Annotated in this window: 16 protein-coding genes; 7 read left to right on the forward strand and 9 right to left on the reverse strand. The window is 67.7% G+C overall.

Going from position 1 to position 18,026, the window contains the following annotated elements:
* Positions 1-154: 154 nt before the first annotated feature.
* The 5 genes from AC1DXX_RS05280 (at position 155) to AC1DXX_RS05300 (ending at position 4,193) form a co-directional block, all read left to right on the forward strand.
* The gene (locus AC1DXX_RS05280; protein ID WP_478133113.1) at positions 155-1,045 is read left to right on the forward strand and encodes a transporter substrate-binding domain-containing protein; all 891 of its coding nucleotides are present in this window, start codon (positions 155-157) and stop codon (positions 1,043-1,045) included.
* Positions 1,046-1,070: 25 nt separating this feature from the next.
* Complete coding sequence (locus AC1DXX_RS05285; protein WP_478133114.1) at positions 1,071-1,841, forward strand: aspartate/glutamate racemase family protein; 771 nt, start codon at positions 1,071-1,073, stop codon at positions 1,839-1,841.
* A gap of 84 nt (positions 1,842-1,925) precedes the next feature.
* On the forward strand, positions 1,926-2,825 hold the full coding sequence (locus tag AC1DXX_RS05290) for a dienelactone hydrolase family protein (RefSeq protein ID WP_478133115.1): 900 nt from the start codon (positions 1,926-1,928) through the stop codon (positions 2,823-2,825).
* A 106-nt stretch (positions 2,826-2,931) separates the two neighbouring features.
* Positions 2,932-3,837 (forward strand): ZIP family metal transporter, encoded by a 906-nt coding sequence (locus AC1DXX_RS05295; protein WP_478133116.1) that lies wholly within the window; start codon positions 2,932-2,934, stop codon positions 3,835-3,837.
* Between the two features lie 140 nt (positions 3,838-3,977).
* The gene (locus AC1DXX_RS05300) at positions 3,978-4,193 is read left to right on the forward strand and encodes a hypothetical protein (protein ID WP_478133117.1); all 216 of its coding nucleotides are present in this window, start codon (positions 3,978-3,980) and stop codon (positions 4,191-4,193) included.
* 25 nt (positions 4,194-4,218) lie between these two features.
* On the opposite strand, the gene AC1DXX_RS05305 is transcribed toward AC1DXX_RS05300, so the two are convergent.
* From AC1DXX_RS05305 to AC1DXX_RS05345, 9 genes are all read right to left on the reverse strand, one after another.
* Positions 4,219-5,514 (reverse strand): ArgE/DapE family deacylase, encoded by a 1,296-nt coding sequence (locus AC1DXX_RS05305; protein WP_478133118.1) that lies wholly within the window; start codon positions 5,512-5,514, stop codon positions 4,219-4,221.
* Between the two features lie 74 nt (positions 5,515-5,588).
* Positions 5,589-7,040, reverse strand: a complete 1,452-nt coding sequence (locus AC1DXX_RS05310) for an N-acyl-D-amino-acid deacylase family protein (protein WP_478133119.1) — start codon at positions 7,038-7,040, stop codon at positions 5,589-5,591.
* A 13-nt stretch (positions 7,041-7,053) separates the two neighbouring features.
* Positions 7,054-8,049, reverse strand: coding sequence for an ABC transporter ATP-binding protein (locus tag AC1DXX_RS05315; RefSeq protein ID WP_478133120.1), 996 nt, complete (start codon positions 8,047-8,049; stop codon positions 7,054-7,056).
* On the reverse strand, positions 8,046-9,083 hold the full coding sequence (locus tag AC1DXX_RS05320) for an ABC transporter ATP-binding protein (RefSeq protein WP_478133121.1): 1,038 nt from the start codon (positions 9,081-9,083) through the stop codon (positions 8,046-8,048). Before AC1DXX_RS05320 ends, AC1DXX_RS05315 begins: the two co-directional genes overlap by 4 nt.
* 7 nt (positions 9,084-9,090) lie before the next feature.
* Positions 9,091-9,981 carry an ABC transporter permease gene (locus AC1DXX_RS05325; protein WP_478133122.1) on the reverse strand — a complete coding sequence of 297 codons (891 nt, stop codon included), beginning with the start codon at positions 9,979-9,981 and terminating at the stop codon, positions 9,091-9,093.
* A gap of 26 nt (positions 9,982-10,007) precedes the next feature.
* Positions 10,008-10,943: an ABC transporter permease gene (locus AC1DXX_RS05330; RefSeq protein ID WP_478133123.1), complete on the reverse strand. Its 936-nt coding sequence runs from the start codon at positions 10,941-10,943 to the stop codon at positions 10,008-10,010.
* Between the two features lie 24 nt (positions 10,944-10,967).
* Positions 10,968-12,554, reverse strand: a complete 1,587-nt coding sequence (locus tag AC1DXX_RS05335) for an ABC transporter substrate-binding protein (RefSeq protein WP_478133124.1) — start codon at positions 12,552-12,554, stop codon at positions 10,968-10,970.
* Between the two features lie 32 nt (positions 12,555-12,586).
* Positions 12,587-14,038, reverse strand: a complete 1,452-nt coding sequence (locus tag AC1DXX_RS05340; RefSeq protein ID WP_478133125.1) for a M81 family metallopeptidase — start codon at positions 14,036-14,038, stop codon at positions 12,587-12,589.
* A 36-nt stretch (positions 14,039-14,074) separates the two neighbouring features.
* Complete coding sequence (locus tag AC1DXX_RS05345) at positions 14,075-15,235, reverse strand: NAD(P)/FAD-dependent oxidoreductase (protein WP_478133126.1); 1,161 nt, start codon at positions 15,233-15,235, stop codon at positions 14,075-14,077.
* A gap of 203 nt (positions 15,236-15,438) precedes the next feature.
* Between AC1DXX_RS05345 and AC1DXX_RS05350 the strand changes: the two genes are divergently transcribed.
* Both AC1DXX_RS05350 and AC1DXX_RS05355 read left to right on the forward strand, forming a co-directional pair.
* Entirely contained in the window at positions 15,439-16,152 is a 714-nt protein-coding gene (locus tag AC1DXX_RS05350) for a helix-turn-helix domain-containing protein (protein WP_478133127.1), read from the forward strand.
* A gap of 453 nt (positions 16,153-16,605) precedes the next feature.
* Positions 16,606-18,026, forward strand: a 1,421-nt coding sequence (locus AC1DXX_RS05355) for a secretin N-terminal domain-containing protein (RefSeq protein ID WP_478133129.1), incomplete at its 3' end; no start/stop codon positions are given.

Below are 18,026 nucleotides of genomic sequence, written 5' to 3' on the forward strand. Positions count from 1 at the left end.
TTCGACTGTAGAGGCGGGCCGCGCCACCCGGAAATGCCAAAAGAACCCCGGCCCATAACCTTTGGGCATGACCCCGGGGTTATTTGGAATTGTCGCGCCGAGTCACTCCTTCTTACACTGGCTGTCTGTTCAATCCAACCGAATGAAGGCTCGAATGAAACTCTCCGTTTTGATGGCATCCATGGTTGCCGCGGTGCTCTTCACCGCCACCGGCGCCCAGGCCGCCGACACGCTGGCCAAGATCGCCGAGTCCGGCAAGATCACGCTCGCCTACCGCGAGTCGTCGGTGCCCTTCAGCTACCTCGACGGCCCCAACAAGCCGATCGGGTTCTCGGTGGAACTCTCCAACGCCGTGGTCGAGGCGGTGAAGAAGAAGCTGAACAAGCCCAACCTGCAGGTCTCGCTGATGGCGGTCACCTCGCAGAACCGCATTCCGCTGATCACCAACGGCACCATCGACCTGGAATGCGGATCCACCACCAACAACTCCGCGCGCGGCAAGGACGTGGCCTTCGCGGTCAACCACTTCTACACCGGCACGCGCCTGCTGACCAAGAAGTCGTCCAAGATCAAGGACTACGCCGACCTCGCGAAGAAGACCGTGGCCAGCACCACCGGCACCACCAATGCGCTGGTCATGCGCAAGTACAACACCGAGAAGAACCTCGGCATGGACATCGTGCTCGGCAAGGACCACGCCGATGCCTTCCTGCTGGTCGAGAGCGACCGCGCCGTGGCCTTCGCGATGGACGACATCCTGCTGTTCGGCCTGATCGCCAACTCGAAGAACCCGGCCGACTACGAAGTGGTGGGCGAATCGCTGCAGGTCGAGCCCTACGCCTGCATGCTGCCCAAGGACGACCCGGCCTTCAAGAAGCTGGTGGACGACACCTTCATCGGCATGATGAAGAGCGGTGAGTTCGAGAAGCTCTACACCAAGTGGTTCATGCAGCCGATCCCGCCGAAGAATGCGCCGCTGAACCTGCCGATGAGCGATCAGCTCAAGGAAAACCTCAAGGCCTTCAGCGACAAGCCAGCGACCTGATCCAGGCCGCACAGAGAGAAAAGACATGGTCGCAGCAACGCAGGTCGTCGGCATCCTCGGGGGCATGGGCCCCGCTGCGGGCGCCGACTTCGTCCGGCTCTTCGTGCAGGCCTGCGCGCAGCAGATGCGTGCGCGCGGCGAGCCGGTGCGCGACCAGTCCTTTCCCGAGCACTGGCTCGCGCAGGTGCCGGTGCCCGACCGCACCGGCGCGCTGGCTTCGACCGACAGCGGCGCGCACCAGCCGCTCGAGCCGATGCTGCAGGCGCTGGGCCGGCTGGCCGCGCTCGGCAGCCGAGCCGTGGCCATCGCCTGCAACACGGCGCATGCCTGGCACGCCAGCCTGCAGGAGCGATTTCCGCAGGTCGAGCTGCTGCACATGGCGCGCGAGACCGCGCAGCAACTGGCAGCGCAGGGCGCGACGGAAGTGGCGCTGATGGCCACCGAGGGCACCTACCGCGTGCGGCTCTACGAACAGGCGCTGGCCGAAGCCGGGCTTGGCTGCCACGTGCCGCTGGCCGACGAGCGCCAGACCATCATGCGCGGCATCTTCGACGGGGTGAAGGCCGGCAACATGCCGCTCGCCGAGCAATGCTTCTCGCAAGTCGCGCTGCGGCTTGCCGAGCGCCACGGCGCCGTCACCATCATCATGGGCTGCACCGAGGTGCCGCTGGGCCTGCAGGGCTCGGCCGCGGTGGCCGGCCTGAGCCTGGTCGATCCGGCGCAGGTGCTGGCCGCGGCGCTGGCCCGCCGGGCCTACGGCGGCGCAGCGCCAACCCCACCGAATTTCGGGTCATAAGGCCCTGAGTCGATTTCGCCTACATTGCGGCGTGCGTTTTTCGCGCAACGCCCCTTGTCCGACGATTCAACTGGAGCCTTTCATATGTCCGTACTCGACGACAGCCGTTCCGACTTCGATTCGCTTCGCCCCGGCGAGAGCACCGAGCAGGGCGCCACGCGCCGCACCGCGCTCAAGGCCGCCATCGGTGTCGGCTATGCAGCCGCCGTCATGCCGGTGATGGCGCAGACCGCCATTGCCACCTCGGCCGAAGGCCTGAGGGCCGGCCCCGTCAAGTACACCGTCAACGGCTTCGACGTGCCCGCCTATGCGGCCGCACCGGCCGGCGAGACCGGCCTGCCGGTGGTCCTGGTGGTCCAGGAAATCTTTGGCGTGCACGAATACATCGCCGACACCTGCCGCCGCTTCGCCCAGCTCGGCTACCTTGCCATTGCGCCCGAGCTCTATGCGCGCCAGGGCGATCCGCGCGGCTACACCGACATCCCGAAGCTGCAGGCCGACATCGTCAGCAAGGTACCCGATGCGCAGGTCATCGCCGACCTCGACGGCGCCCTGGCCTATGCCAAGGCCAACGGCGGCGACACGAGCAAGGCCGGCATCACCGGCTTCTGCTGGGGCGGGCGCTTCGTCTGGCTTTATGCCGCCACCGGCAAGGTCAAGGCCGGCGTGGCCTGGTACGGCCGGCTGGTCGGGCAGGCCAGCCAACTGCAGCCCAGGCACCCTATCGACGTCGCTGCCAGCCTGCAGGCGCCGGTGCTCGGCCTCTACGGCGGAAAAGACCAGGGCATCCCCCTTGACACGGTTGATAAGATGAAAGCTGCTCTGGCCACCGGGACTCCGGCCGCCAAGGCATCGAGCTTCGTCGTGTATCCCGAAGCAGGCCACGCGTTCCATGCCGACTACCGCCCCAGCTATGTCAAGAGCGCGGCGGACGACGGCTGGCAGCGCGCCACGGCCTGGTTCAAAGCCAATGGCGTCGCCTGAAGACGGCGCCCTGTAGCCACCCCGCCGAAGGCCGTCCCCGTGACGGCCTTTCTCTTTTTATGAACGGTATGCGGTCCTGACGGCCGCCCCTCTTGCGCAAGCAGCTATGAATTTGATAGTCATCATCGCGGCGACCCTGGTCGCCGGCATCGGAAGCGTCTGGCTGGCGGCGTTGCTGCTGCGGGTGGGCGTGCGAAGCGGCGCCGGCGGCGTGAACCCGCAGCACCTGCTGAGCCTGGCGGCGGGTGCGCTGCTTGCCACCGCCTTCATGCATCTGCTGCCCGAGGCCTTCGAAAGCCGCATCGAGCCCGCGCTGCTGTTCGCCGTGCTGCTGTTCGGGCTGGTGTTCTTCTTCCTGCTCGACAAGGCCGAGCTGTGGCACCACGGCCACGAACACCATCACGGCGAAGGCGACGGCGACAAGAAGGACGATGCGCACGCCGGGCACGACCACGGCCATGACCACGGCCATTCGCACGTCCATGCCCACAGCCACACGCCCACCGGCGGTGGTGGCTGGGCCGTGCTCACCGGCGACAGCGTGCACTGCTTCGGCGACGGCATCCTGATCGCCTCGGCCTTCATCGCCGACCTGCGCCTCGGCCTGGTGGCGGCCATCGCGGTGCTCGCGCACGAGGTTCCGCACCACATCGGCGACCTGGTGGTGCTGCGCCAGAGCTCGGCCAACCAGCGCGCAGCCCTCATCAAGGTCTCGCTCGCAGGCACCATGACGATGCTCGGCGGCATCGCCGGCTGGTGGCTGGTCGACCAGCTGCACGGCTGGCTGCCGTACTTCCTGGTGCTGGCCGGCAGCAGTTTCGTCTACGTGGCGCTGGCCGACCTGATTCCCCAGCTGCAAAAACGCCTGCCGGCCCGCCAGACCGCCGCGCAGATCCTGTGGCTGGTCGCGGGCATCGTGCTCGTCACGCTGGTGAGCCGGCTGGCCCACGGCGAGCATGACCATGGCCACGACGAGGGCCACGGCCAGCCCGGCCACGTGCACAAGGACTGACGCCCAGGCGCCCAGAGGGGGCTGCGGCGGCAGGGCGGGAAACTTTCCGACACCGACGCTGCCGATCGGATGAACCGGAATGGCCGAAACAGGCGCACCATAGGGGGCCGTTCAGCATTTTTTCAGTCCAGGAGCCGATCATGATTCACGTCGACGCCACCGCGCGTTCCGCTTCGTCATCCGACGACGATGACGACGACAACACGCCAGCCGACGATTTCGAGGAAACCGACAGCGAAGTCTCCGACGACCTGTCGGAAGAGACGGGCATCGATCTCACCGATGCCAGCGAACTCGACGCCGACAACGTGCCTGCAGACGAGGAATYCGACCGCGTGATGAACGCGCCCGACTAGCGCGCGCCGGCCTTCGTTCTTTCGTTCACGCCAGCCGGTTGAGGCCGCACCAGCGCGCCATGAACACCGCCAGCACCGCGGCGACTTCCATCATGCTGTCGATCGACACCCACTCGTCGATGCCGTGAATGCTGCTGCCCGCCGGGCCGTAGCAGATGGCGGGCGTGTTGCCGTAGAGGTTGAAGAATTTCGCGTCGGTGGTCCCGGTGAAGGCCTGCGGCTCCAGCGTCTTGCCGACGATGTCCTCGTGGCACTTCGACAGCGTGGTCACCACCGGCTCGTTCAGGTCCACCTCGCAGCCGTCGGCCTGGAAGCCTTCGTAGACGATCCTGTAGCTCAGGCTCTCATGCGCCGGGTGTGCGGCATGGGCGGCGGCCAGCACGGCTTCGACTTCCGCCTTGGCCTGCGCCACGCGCATGTCGGGATAGAAGCCGATGCGAATGTCGCTGCGGCAGGCGGACGGCACCGACGAGGCCCATTCGCCACCCTGGATCTTGCCGAGGTTGAAATTCACAGGGTGCGCATGGTGCGCATAGCAGCGGTAGCGCGCCGAAGGCTCGTTCCAGCGCGCTTCCAGCTTCTTCAGCTCGGCGAACAGGTAGAGCGAGAAATCGATCGCGCCCACGCCGGTCTGCGCGACCGAGGCATGCACCGGCTTGCCCAGCACCTCGATGGCCAGCCACAGCACGCCCAGCTGGCAGGTCATGATGCCGCCCAGCGGTTCGGGAATGATGGCGGCGTCGGCCCGGTAGCCCTCGACAAGGCAGGCCAGCGCGCCGTTGCCCGTGCATTCCTCTTCGACCACCGACTGGAAGTACACCGGCGAAGCCGGCTCGAGCCCGAGCGACCGCAGCGCCTTGTAGGCCATCGTGTAGGCCACGATGCCCGCCTTCATGTCGCAGGCGCCGCGTCCGTGCAGCCGGTCGCCTTCGATGAAGGGCTCGAAGGGCGGATGCGTCCAGAGTGCGGGGGCGCCGGTCGGCACCACGTCGATGTGCCCGTTGAAGATCAGCGACTTGCCCTTGGACGGACCGACCGGCTGGTGGATGCCCACCACGTTCGTGCGTCCGTCGTACGGCACGATCGAAGGCGAATAGCCCGGGTGCGCGCGGATCTTTTCTTCGTCGATCTGGAACTGGTGCACCTGCAGCCCCAGTGCGGTGAAGGTGTCGGCCATGCAGGCCTGCGCACCCTGCTCATTGCCCAGCAGCGAGGGATGCGCGACGAGCTCGCCGAGCATCCGCACGGCGTCCTGGCGCAGGGCCTGGGCGGCAGCGACGATGGCGGCTTCGGAGGCCTGGGTTCCGGCAATGGCTTGCATGGCGGTGGCGCGTGCGGCGCGCGGGAAGGGTGGTGGGAATGGCCCATTGTTTCACCGCTCGCCGCGGCGCGTCGTCAGGATTGCCGGGTGATCACCTGCCCGTTGCGCGCACCGCTGTGCACGCCATGCTGCCAGGTGAGGGCGCCATTCACGATCACCGCGTCGATGCCTTCGGCCGGCTGCGTCGGTGTTTCGTAGTTCGCGGTGTCGCGCACCGTGGCGGCATTGAAGATCACCACGTCGGCGTGGTGGCCCGGCTTCAGGGTGCCGCGCTCGTGCAGGCCGAAGTTGCGCGCCGTGAGCCCGGTCATCTTCCACACGGCCGTCTCCAGCGGGAACAGGCCGATATCGCGGCTGTAGTGGCCCAGCACGCGCGGGAAGGTGCCCCACAGGCGCGGATGCGGCTTCTCCCCGAGCGGAATGCCGTCGGAGCCGATCATGGTTTCATCGAAGGCGAGGACGCGCTGCACATCGTCCTCGTCCATCATGAAATAGATTGCGCTGCCTGGCTGCAGGCGCTTGGCCGCCTCTTCGCCCGACACGCCCCATTCGGCCGCGATGTCCTTCAGGTCGCGGCCCGCGCATTCGGGGTGCGGCACGCTCGATGCGATCAGCACGCGGCCTTCCATCATGCCGCGGTCGGTGCGGATCATGGTGGAGCCGGCCGTGTAGGGGTAGCAATCGAGCCCGATGCACTGGTGCTGCATCGCTTCCTTGATGAAGGGCAGCGTGACCTTGGTCTTGCCGAAGTTCTGCGTGTTCTGCACCTTGTGGTGCGACACCACCACCGGAATGTTGAGCGCGCGGCCGATGTGGAAGGTTTCTTCCAACGACTCCATCACGTGATCGCTCTCGTCGCGCATGTGGGTCACGTAGAGCGCCTTGCGCGAGGTGAGCGGGCGGCCGACCTCGATGATTTCTTCGGTCGTCGCCTTCACGGCCGGCGGATAGAAGGTGCCGGTCGACAGACCGATCGCGCCGGCCTGCATCGCCTCTTCGACCAGCGCCTGCATCGCGGCGATCTCTGTGTCGTTCGCGGGGCGGTCGAGGTCGGACATGACCACGGCGCGCAAGGTCGAATGGCCCACCATCGCCGCCACGTTCACCGACGACGGCGTGGCGCGCAGCGCGTCGAGGTACGCCGCGAAGGTGGTGAAGCGGCCTTCCGCGGGCGATTCGAGCAGGCTCAACGGCATCGGCAGATCCATGTCGGCGCGCAGCGGCGCGGCGCTGATGCCGCAGTTGCCCGCCACCACCGTCGTCACGCCCTGCGACACCTTGAAGGGCATCTGCGCCTGCGACAGCACGGCCTGGTCGTCGTGCGTGTGCGAATCGATGAAGCCGGGCGCGACGATGCGGCCCGTGGCGTCGAGGGTCTGCCCGGCCGTGTGGCCCGTGAGCTGGCCGATGGCGGCGATGCGGCCGTTCACGATGCCCACGTCGGCATCGAAGCGCGGCGCCTTGGTGCCGTCGATCACGGTGCCGCCGCGGATCAGCAGGTCGTAGTGGGGTGTCTTGTCGGTCATCGGATTTCCTTCTTCAACGGAAGTGGCAGGCGACCCAGTGGCCGCCGTTCGAGGAGGAGGGCCGCTCGGCCAGCTCGGGCGTCTTCTCCTTGCACACGGCCTGCGCCATGGGGCAGCGGGTGTGGAAGCGGCAGCCCGAGGGCGGATTGGCCGGGCTCGGCGGATCGCCCTGCAGCAGCAGGCGGCGTGCGGGCGTGCGCGGGTTCGGCACGGGCACGGCCGACAGCAGGATCTCCGTGTACGGATGGCGCGGCGCCGAGAACAGCGTGTCGCGGTCCGCAATCTCGACGATGTGCCCGAGGTACATCACCGCCACGCGATGGCTGATGTGCCGTACCACCGCGAGGTCGTGCGCGACGAAGAGGTACGCAATGCCCAGCTCCGCCTGCAGGTCCATCAACAGGTTCACCACCTGCGCCTGCACCGACACGTCGAGGGCCGACACCGGCTCGTCGCAGACGATCAGCTTCGGGTTCAACGCCAGCGCACGCGCAATGCCCAGCCGCTGCCGCTGCCCGCCCGAGAACTCGTGCGGAAATTTCTTCGCCGCCTCGGGCCGCAGGCCGACACGCGAGAACAGCCACTGCACACGCTCGCGCCGCTCGGCCGCCGCACCCGCGCCGAAGTTGCCGAAATTACGCATGGGCTCGGCCACGATGTCGCCAGCCGTCAGGCGCGGGTTCAGCGAGGCATACGGGTCCTGGAAGATGATCTGCAACTGGCGCCTGCGCAGCCGCATCTCGTTGGAAGAAAGCGTCAGCAACTCTTCGCCTTCGAGCTCGACCGAGCCCGAGGTCGGCTCGACCAGCCGCATGACCGACTTGGCAGTCGTCGTCTTGCCGCAGCCCGATTCGCCGACCAGCGACAGCGTTTCGCCGCGGGCGACCGAGAACGAAACGCCATCGACCGCCTGGATCGCGGGCTTCGCCGGCCGCAGCCAGCGCTTGGGCGAGATGTAGTGCTTGCGCAGGTTGCGCACCTGGAGCAGCGGGGCTGCGGTTGTCGTCATGCGGTCACCTCGGCTGCATCGGCCCATTGTTCTTCGACCGCGAAGCAGGCCACCACGTGGTCGCCGCCTTGCTGCGTGAGCTGCGGCGTCTCGTTGCGGCAGCGTTCGCGCGCGTGGCTGCAGCGTGCGGCGAAGGCGCAGCCGCGCCCCAGCTCGTGCGCGGCGGGCACCAGCCCCGGAATCTCCGCGAGCCGCGTGCTCGCCGTGTTCATCGACGGCATCGAGGCCATCAGCGCGCGCGTGTAGGGATGCAGCGGCCGGTCGAACAGGTCGATCACATCGGCCTCCTCCACCTTGCGCCCGGCATACATCACGACCACGCGGTCGCAGCTCTCGGCCACCACGCCGAGGTCGTGCGTGATCATCACCACGCCCATGCCCAGTTCCTTCTGCAGCCGCCGGATGAGGTCGAGGATCTGCGCCTGGATGGTCACGTCGAGCGCGGTGGTGGGTTCGTCGGCGATCAGCACCTCGGGGTTGCAGGCCAGGGCCAGCGCGATCATCACGCGCTGGCGCATGCCGCCCGAGAGCTGGTGCGGGTACTCGTTCACGCGCCGCTCGGGCTCCGGGATCTGCACCACGCGCAGCATCTCCACCGCGCGCTGCATCGCCTCGGCGCGGCTGGCCTTCTGGTGCAGCTGCACCGTCTCCGCGATCTGCCGGCCCACGGTGAGCACCGGGTTCAGCGAGGTCATCGGCTCCTGGAAGATCATCGAGATGCGGTTGCCGCGAATCTGCCGCATCTCGCGTTCGCTGAGCTGCATCAGGTCGGTGCCGCGCAGCCGCACGGCGCCCATGTGGCGGCCCGGCGGCGTGGGCACCAGCCGCAGGATCGAGAGCGCGGTCACGCTCTTGCCGCAGCCCGATTCGCCGACCACGCCGAGCGTGCGGCCCGCGCGCACCGTGTACGAGACGCCATCGACCGAACGCACCACGCCGGCCAGCGTGTGGAAGTACGTGCGCAGGTTGTCGACTTCGAGCAGCGGCTCGCCGGGCGCGAGGGCGATGTGGGACATCGGGGTAGGGGGCGTCATGGCGTTCTCACAGTTGCCGTGCCAGGCGTGGGTCGAGCGCATCGCGCAGGCCGTCGCCGAGCAGGTTGATCGCCAGCACCGTGGCCGCCAGCAGCAGCCCCGGGTACAGGATGATGTGGAACGCCACCGCCACGAAGTTGCGGCCCTCGGCCATCATGTTGCCCCAGCTCGGCGTCTGCGCGGGCACGCCCACGCCGAGGAAGGAGAGCGCCGCTTCGGTCAGCACCGCAGCGGCCGCCACGAAGGTCGATTGCACGATCAGCGGCGCCACCATGTTGGGCAGCACGTGGCGGAACAAGATGACCGGCAGCCGCGTGCCCACGGCATGCGCAGCCTCCACGTACAGCTGCTCGCGCAGCGTGAGCGCCAGCGAACGCACCAGCCGCACCACGCGCGGAATCTCGGGCACCGTGATGGCGACGATCACCGTCGTGAGGCTGGCGCGCGTCACGGCCATCAATGCGATGGCCAGCAGGATGCCGGGGATGGCCATGAGCCCGTCCATCACGCGCATCACCGGCCCGTCGGCCCAGCGCACGAAGCCCGCGAACAGGCCGATCAGCACGCCGAAGACCGTGGCCAGCAGTGCGACCGAGGCGCCCACGATCATCGACACCTGCCCGCCCCACACGGCGCGGCTGAACACGTCACGGCCCAGCGCGTCGGTGCCGAACCAGTGCTCGGCGGACGGCGGCTGCATGCGCGCGAGCGGGTCGATGTCCTGCGGGTCGTGGGTGGCGATCCAGGGCGCGGCAATGGAGAGCGCGGCCACCGCAATCAACAGCAGCGCACCGACGATGAGCGTCGGGTGCTTGCGCACCCAGCGCCAGCGCGGCGGTACGAAAGGCGCGTCGTCGGCCGCGGCTGCGGGAGCAGCGGGCAGTGGGAGTTCACTCATCGGGAGTACGGTGGACATGGGGTCATCTAGTACTGGATTCGCGGATCGAACAGGCGGTAGCTCAGGTCGATCAGCAGGTTGATCAGAACGTACACGCCGGCCGACAGCAGCAGCACGCTCTGGATCACCGGATAGTCGTGGCGCTGCACCGAATCGATCACGAGCCGGCCCACGCCTGGAATGGCGAACACCGTCTCGGTGACCACCACGCCGCCGATCAGGAGCGCGATGCCGACGCCGATGGTGGTGGCGATGGGAATGGCTGCATTCCGCAGCGCATGCCCCAGCACCGGCAGCACGCCCAGCCCCTTGGCGCGCGCGGTGCGGATGTAGTCCTCGTGCAGCACCTCGAGCACCGTGGCGCGCGTCATGCGGGTCACGAGCGCGATGTACACCAGCGCGAGGTTCACGCACGGCAGGGCCAGGCCGCGCAGCCATTCGAACGGGCTTTCCGCGAAGCGCACGTAGCCCTGCACCGGAAACCAGGGCAGCTGGATCGCGAAGGCATAGATCAGCAGGTAGCCCACCAGGAACACCGGCATCGAGAACGCGAGCACCGCGAACAGCATCACCAGCCGGTCGATCCAGCTGCCCGCGCGGTAGGCCGCGAGCGTGCCCAGCGGCACCGCCACCACCAGCGTGATCGCCATGGTGAGCGCGGCGATCGACACCGTGGGCTCCAGCCGCTGGCCCAGCAGCTGCGCCACCGGCACCTGCGTGAAGATCGAGGTGCCGAGGTCGCCGGTGAAGAGCTTGCCAAGCCAGATCGCGAACTGCTGCCACAGCGGCAGGTTCAGGCCCAGCGCGGCACGCAGCTTCTCGATGTCTTCCACGGAGGCGAGGTCGCCCGCGATCAGCGCGGCCGGGTCGCCCGGCGACAGGTGGATCAGCAGGAACACCACCACGGCCACCACCGCCATGACGGGCAGCGTCGAGAGAAATCGTCGGAGGATGTAGCCCATGGTGCAGCCCCGCGGTGGCGCCGGTTACTTGTCGAGCACCCAGACCGTCGGCATGCCGGCCCAGAGCTTGTCGGTGCCCTTGAGGCTGGCGCGCGCGGCATACGCGGCCGAGTACTGGCCCGCGTTGATGTACGGCACCGCTTCGTAGGCGCGCGTCTGGAAAGCGTCGAGGATTTCCTTTCGCTTGGCCGGCACCGTTTCCTTGAGCCAGGCGTTGCGCAGGTCGTCGAGCGGCTTGTCGCAGGGCCAGCCGGGCAGCGTGTTGCCGCAGGCCGCGCTCAGGTACGCGTTGGTGATCGGCGAGTTGACATCGAACTCGCCGGCCACCGTGACGTACATGTTCCAGCCGCCGGCCTCGGGCGCATCGCGCTTGGCGCGGCGCGCACCGATGGAAGCCCAGTCCATGGTCTGCGCGTCGACGTTCATGCCGATGCTCTTCATGGTCTGCGCGGCCATCAGCGCCTCGGCGTTCAGGTAGGTGACGTCGCTGGGCACCAGCAGCGTGACCTTCTCGCCCTTGTAGCCCGAGTCCGCGAGCATCTTCTTGGCCTTGGCCACGTCGGGCTTGCGGAACGGGTCGGCGCCAGCGCCGGTTTCATTGGGGCTGCCGCAGATGAAGAAGGTCTGGCAGTAGGCCATGCGCATGTCCAGCGGGTAGCCCATGGCCGCGACGAAGCGCTCCTGGCTCACGGCCTGCAGCAGCGCCTGGCGCACCTTCGGGTTGTTGAAAGGCGGCAGCAGGTGGTTCATCACCAGGAAGCCCTGGTAGATGCCGCCGGAGCCGACTTTCACGCCCGTGTCGGTGCGCAGCGGCGCGATGTAGTCGGGCGGCACTTGCTCCACGAGGTCGACCTCGCCGCGCTTGAGCGCCGCGATGGCGCTGTTGGCGTCGGGCAGGTAGAGCCATTCGACGCGGTCGAAGGTGGTCTTCTTGCTGCCGGCCAGGCCGCTGGGCGGCTCGCTGCGCGCCACGTAGTTGGGGTTGCGCACGAACACCGTCTTGTTGCCCGGCACCCATTCGTCGCGCTTGAAGATGAAGGGGCCGGAGCCGATCACCTCGGGCAGCGGCGAGGTCGCGGGCATCCTGGCCAGCCGCTCCGGCAGGATCACCGGCGGAAAGCTCGAGGGCTTGGCCAGCCCGTCGATCACCAGGCCGAAGGGCTCGGTGAGCGTGAGCGTGAAGGTGCGCGCATCCACGGCCTTCCACTCGGCGCCGCCCGCCACCATGGCGCGGCCGATGCTGTCGCGCGCGGCCCAGCGCTGCAGCGAGGCAATGGCATCGGCCGAGGTGACGGCAGCGCCATCGGAGAACTTGAGGCCGGCGCGCAGCGTGAAGCTCCACTGCTTGCCGTCTTTGGACGAGGTGTACTTCTCGACCATCTGCGGCTGCGGCTTGCCGTTCGCGTCCTGCGCGAACAGCGTGTCGTAGACCATGTAGCCGAAGTTGCGCGAGATGTAGGCGGTGGTGAAGGTCGGGTCGAGAATCTTCAGGTCGGCATGCGCCACCACCTTGAGCGTCTTCGGCGGCGTCTGGGCGAGCGCCGGAAGGCACGCGGCGGAAAGCGCCAGGGCCGCAAAGGATGCAAGGGCTGCAAGCGTTCGTCGTTTCATCGTCGGTACTCCGGTGGGTGCGAAAGAAAGGGTCAGGCGGCGATGCCGATGGGCCACTTGGGCAGGCGGGCCTTGCGGTAGGGCAGGGTGGTGAGGTCCAGCGTCACGGCGCCCGGTGCGCCGGCATAGATCACGTGCTTCGCGACCTTGGAATACGACGCATAGAAGTGCTGCGACGACTTCACGACAATGATCTTCTTCGCGGCCAGGTCACAACCGAGCTGGGTGAACAGGTCGGTGCCCATCGCCTGGTTGCGCAGCGTGATCAGCACGATCTCGATGCCGTTGGCCTCGACGAGCGCGCTGTCGCCCATCAGCGTGGGCGTGCCCGCCAGGCCGGTCATCACCAGGTCGTGCTGCAGTGCCTTCACCGTGCATTCGAGGTCCATCGGATCGCCCGAGAGCGGGCTGATCTTGCCGCCGATGCGCATCGCGAGCTTGGCGCCCACGCCTGCATCGAAGGCAATGCGCACCGCGATCGGGTCCCACATCGGGCCGATGGCCGCGTTCGTGATGCCGCGTTCGACCATGCGGCGCAGGATGAAGGTGGAGTCGCTGGCCGCGCCGCCGCCGGGGTTGTCCGCACCGTCGGACAGCACCACGGGGCCGCCATCGAAGGCCAGCGCCTCGTCGAGCGATGCGTCGATGCTGGGGTAGTTGACCGTGAGGCCGTCGCGCATGGCGATGACTTCATCGGCAAGCTGTCGGGCCAGTGCATCGGCCTTGGCTTGGTCGCCATCGGTGTAGACCAGCACCTTGGTGCCCATCTCGGGCACGTCGCCCCACGAGAAGCCGTGCGTGAGCGAGATCGACAGCACGCCGTCCTTGCCCTCGAGCGACTGCATGCGCTCGACGAAACCGCGTGCCGGCTGGCGCGAGGTGTGGACGGTGACGATCATGTCGCAGTCGACCACCGCGGCCACCGGCTTCACCTTGCCTTCGACCATCGCGGCGCAGATGTCCACCAGCTCCAGCCCGCGCTCGAGCACGTCGGTGTGCGGATATTCCTTGAAGGAGATCATCAGGTCGGCGTTGGCCACCATCTCGGGCGTGAGGTGGTTGTGCGGATCGAGCTCGGCGCCGACGACCACGTCGGGCCCGACGATCTGGCGCACGCGCGCCAGCAGATCGCCCTCGCAGTCGTCGTAGCCGTCGGCCACCATCGCGCCGTGCAGGCCGAGCAGCACCATGTCGACCGGCAGCACCGCGCGCAGGTCGGCCAGCAGTTCATCGCGCAGCGTTTCGTAGGCGTGGCGCGTGGTCGTGCCGCTGGGCTGGGCCCCGGCCACCATGCCTTCGAACAGCTGCCAGCCCTTGTCCGCACCGCGCATGCGTGCGGCCCACAGCGGGCCCGAGAACAACGTCATCGCATCGGGGTGCTTGCCGGCTGGGAAGTGGCCACGGTCCTTGAAGGAAGCGAGGCCGGTCGGCATCGGGCCGAAGGTGTTGGTCTCGGTGGCGAGGGAGGCGCTGAAAACTCGCATGGGTTTGTCTCTGTGGTTGTTGTGGGAGTGTTCTTGTCAGGCGGCTGCAGCAGTGCGGAGGCGCTGTGGCCCGAGCATCTCGGCCGTCAGCCCGAAGGCCGCGATGCGCTCCGGCAGCGGCAGCCCGCGTGCCAGCGCGGCGCAGGCTTCGCCCATCGCCGCCGAGGTCTGGATGCCGTAGCCGCCTTGCGCCGCCACCCAGAAGAAGCCGGGTGCATCGGGCTCGAAGCCGCCGACGAGGTCGCCGTCGGCCACGAAGGAACGCAGCCCGGCCCAGGTGCGGGTGGGGCGGCGGATGGTGAGCGTGGTCGCTTCCTCGATGCGGTGGATCGCGAAGGCGATGTCCAGCTCCTCGGGCTGCACGTCCTGCGGCTCGACCGGATCGGCGTTGGCCGGCGAGCCGAGCAGCATGCCGGCGTCGGGCTTGATGTACCAGCCTTCGTCGGCGCCGAAGACCATGGGCCAGTGGGCGACGCTGCTGCCTTCGGGCGGCGCGAAGATGAAGGCCGAACGCCGGCGCGGCTCGATGCCGATGGGCCGTACGCCCGCCAGCTCCGCGATGGTGTCGACCCAGGCACCCGCGGCGTTGAGCACCACCGGCGCTTCATAGACGTTGCCGCCGGCCGTCACGCGCCAGTTGTCGCCGGTGCGTTCGATCGCAGTCACGCTGGCATCGCACACCAGCTTGCCACCGGCCTGCCGCATGCCGCGCAGGTAGCCCTGGTGGATCGCGTGCACATCCATGTCGGCCGCGTCGGGCTCGTACACGGCGCCTGCCACCTGCTCGGGCCGCAGGACCGGCACCATCTCGCGTGCCTCTTCGCTGCTGAGCCGCTGCGCGCCCGTGTCCATGGCGCGCAGCACCTCCCAGTGCGCTTCGAGCTCCGTCATGTGTTCCGCGCTGGCGACCATCATCGCGCCGCGCGGCGTGAGCAGCGGGTGTTCGGCAAAGCCCTCGGGCGGGTGTTGAAGGAAGGCTCGGCTCGCCATGGTGAGGGCGCGCACCTGCGGCGTGCCGTAGCTTTCCATGAAGAGCGCGGCCGAGCGGCCGGTGGAGTGATAGCCCGGCTGGGCTTCGCGTTCGAGCAGGATCACACGGGCATGCGGCGCGAGCCAATGGGCCACCGAAGCCCCGGCAATGCCGCCGCCAATCACAAGGTAGTCGGCCCCGACGGGCGTTGGTGTGTTGGAAGTCATCGGCGAAAAGTGTAGGAAGAAATTTGCGGATACGCAAATTAATTCAGGGCCACCAAGGGGAAACCATGGTGCACCGCATCGGTGAAATTTGCGTCAACGCAATTTGCGTATACGCAATTTCCGGGCCCGAGTCACGCGGGTTGGCATGGATGGCGCGCACTGCACTGGCAGAATCACGATGCACCACAAAGAGAGAGCCAAGCGTGAATCCACACACAGGGACCAAGCCGGGGACGAAGCCGAAGGACGAGCCGCCCACGCTGGACCGCACCACGTTCGGTCACCGCCTGCGCACCGCGCGCAAGCGTTTCGGCTGGACGCTGGCGCAGCTCGCCGAGCGCTCGGGCGTGTCGATCACCACCATCTCGCGCGCGGAGCGCGGCCAGCTCGCGCTGGGCTACGAGAACTTCACCGCACTGGGCCGCGCGCTGGAGATGGACATGAATGCGATGTTCGCGGGTGCCGGCGTCAAGCCCGCGCAGCTCGACGGGCCGGTGGTCACGCGCGCGGGCAAGGGTGTGGTCTATCGCGGCCTTTCGATCGCCTACGAATTCCTGGGCACCACGGCGGCCGGCAAGCAGATGAGCCCCATCGTCGGTACGGTGCATGCGCGGCGCATCCACGGTCCGGAAGACTTCGTGCGGCACACGGGCGAGGAGTTCGCCTATGTGCTGTCGGGCGAGATCGAGGTGCACTTCGACAACGGCGAGGTGGTGCATCTCGCGCGCGGCGACTCGCTGTACTTCGACAGCCGCATGGGGCATGCGTATGTGAGCGTGAGCCGGCAGCTTGCGAAGATCATCGGCATGACGATGGGCGAGAGCGGGCACATGAAATCCGCGCGCGAAGCACCGTCGCTGAAGCCGGCGCGCAAGGTTGCGGCGGCGAAGAAAACCGGGCGCGGCGGCAAGGGCTGAAGGGGCGATTCGCGTCCCGGGCGCGCTCTGCTGGCTGCCTGCTGCGCGCCCGGCCGTCACGCCATCGGGTGTTGCGCCACGGCCCACCCGCGCTTGCCGACATTGCCGTTACTTAAGATAATGCATTTAACGTTGAGTTACATTTGCGAATTGCCGCTATCCCCTCTGTTTTGAGAGGAGGGTTGCCATTTGCCGGGCGGTGCGACCACGGCAGCCGGCTCGCTGTTCGCTCCATTTCTCGACATGCGGCATGCCGCCAAGCCCGGTCTTTCGTCTTTGAAAATCGATGATGCGTTTTCTACTTTTCGCTCTCCCGTCTCTTGCCCTTTTTCCGCCGATCCCATCGAGCGGGTCGGGCAAGGCGCGAGCGACGCGGTCGCGGGTCCGTTCGGCTTGAGTGCGCGCCGCGTCCGTGCCGTGGGCTTGAGCCTGCTTGCGGCCAGCGCCTTCGGCATGGCCCATGCGCAAAACGCGATCAAGGCGGTTGCGGGTTCGATGCAACAGGGTGTCGAGGTCATCCAGATCGATCTGGCACAGCCGCTCGCCGCCGTACCCAGCGGGTTTTCGGTTCAGAGCCCCGCGCGTATCGCACTCGACTTTCCTGGCGCCACCAACGATGTGGGGCGCACCGCCGTCGAAGTGAATCAACCCAACCTGCGCTCGATCAACGTGGTCCAGGCAGGCGAGCGCAGCCGGGTGGTTTTGAATCTCCGGCAGCCGACGCTCTACACGGCAGAGATACAGGGCAGGTCGCTGCGGGTCACCCTTCAGGCGGTTGCCCAGACACGGCCCACAGAGGCTCCCGCACCGGCCAGAGCCGCGGCGGCGCCCGGTCGCAGCGAGCCGATCACGCTGAACTTCTACGAAGCCGACATCGAGGCCGTGGCGCGCACCATGGCGGTGATCACGGGGCGTGATGTGGTGGTCGATCCGAGCGTCAAGGGCACGATGAACCTCTTCACCGACCGCCCGGTCCAGCCGACGGCCGCCTTCGATCAGTTCGCCGCGGCCTTGCGTCTGCAGAGCTTCGCGGTGGTGGAGGCCGGCGGCCTCTACAAGGTGGTGCCCGAGGCCAGCGCCAGGCTGCTGAGCAACACGGTCAACACGTCGATCGGCGCCATGTCGTCGTCGGGCAGCAACCAGGTCGTCACGCAGATCTTCAGGCTCAACTACGAGTCGCCGAGCAGCCTCTTGCCGGTGCTGCGCCCGCTGATTTCACCGAACAGCGCCGTCAACCTGAGCCCGGGCAACAACTCGCTCGTGATCACCGACTACGCCGACAACATGCGTCGGCTCGCGCGCATCATCGCGGCGCTCGACGTGCCCAATGCGTCCGACATCGAGATCATCCAGCTCAGGCACGCGATCGCCACCGACCTGATCCCGCTGGTGCAGCGGATGATCGACGGCGGTGGCTCGGGCGCGGCGACACCGGCTGCAGCAGGTGTCGCAGACACATCGTTTCGCACCACGCTGCTGGCCGATCCGCGCAGCAACTCGGTGCTCATGCGCGCGGCCAATCCTGCACGGGTGCAGCTGGTGCGCACGCTGGTCGACAAGCTCGACCGCGCACCCGCCGAGACCAGCAACGGCGCGGCCGGCAACATCTACGTGGTCTACCTGAAGAACGCCGATGCGGTGCGCCTGGCGGCCACGCTGCGCGCCGCGATGGCGGCGAACCAGCAGTCCACGGCGCCGGGTGCTTCGGGCGCCGCCGGCAACAGTCCTGTAGCGCAGCAGGCCACGCAGAACAGCATGAACGGGCAAGGTGGCTCGGCCGGCGCCAATGCGCCGCTGAACAACGCCAACCAGCCCTCGACCGGCGGCCAGATCCAGGCCGATCCGTCGACCAACTCGCTGATCATCACGGCGCC

The sequence above is a fragment of the Variovorax sp. P4_B10 genome (assembly GCF_056402375.1).

Excerpts from the sequence above, each read along its gene's own strand:
- AC1DXX_RS05280 (WP_478133113.1), top strand. The coding sequence starts at position 155 with ATGAAACTCTCCGTTTTGATGGCATCCATGGTTGCCGCGGTGCTCTTC.
- AC1DXX_RS05285 (WP_478133114.1), top strand. The coding sequence starts at position 1,071 with ATGGTCGCAGCAACGCAGGTCGTCGGCATCCTCGGGGGCATGGGCCCC.
- AC1DXX_RS05290 (WP_478133115.1), top strand. The coding sequence starts at position 1,926 with ATGTCCGTACTCGACGACAGCCGTTCCGACTTCGATTCGCTTCGCCCC.
- AC1DXX_RS05295 (WP_478133116.1), top strand. The coding sequence starts at position 2,932 with ATGAATTTGATAGTCATCATCGCGGCGACCCTGGTCGCCGGCATCGGA.
- AC1DXX_RS05305 (WP_478133118.1), bottom strand. The coding sequence starts at position 5,514 with ATGCAAGCCATTGCCGGAACCCAGGCCTCCGAAGCCGCCATCGTCGCT.
- AC1DXX_RS05310 (WP_478133119.1), bottom strand. The coding sequence starts at position 7,040 with ATGACCGACAAGACACCCCACTACGACCTGCTGATCCGCGGCGGCACC.
- AC1DXX_RS05315 (WP_478133120.1), bottom strand. The coding sequence starts at position 8,049 with ATGACGACAACCGCAGCCCCGCTGCTCCAGGTGCGCAACCTGCGCAAG.
- AC1DXX_RS05320 (WP_478133121.1), bottom strand. The coding sequence starts at position 9,083 with ATGACGCCCCCTACCCCGATGTCCCACATCGCCCTCGCGCCCGGCGAG.
- AC1DXX_RS05325 (WP_478133122.1), bottom strand. The coding sequence starts at position 9,981 with ATGAGTGAACTCCCACTGCCCGCTGCTCCCGCAGCCGCGGCCGACGAC.
- AC1DXX_RS05330 (WP_478133123.1), bottom strand. The coding sequence starts at position 10,943 with ATGGGCTACATCCTCCGACGATTTCTCTCGACGCTGCCCGTCATGGCG.
- AC1DXX_RS05335 (WP_478133124.1), bottom strand. The coding sequence starts at position 12,554 with ATGAAACGACGAACGCTTGCAGCCCTTGCATCCTTTGCGGCCCTGGCG.
- AC1DXX_RS05340 (WP_478133125.1), bottom strand. The coding sequence starts at position 14,038 with ATGCGAGTTTTCAGCGCCTCCCTCGCCACCGAGACCAACACCTTCGGC.
- AC1DXX_RS05345 (WP_478133126.1), bottom strand. The coding sequence starts at position 15,235 with ATGACTTCCAACACACCAACGCCCGTCGGGGCCGACTACCTTGTGATT.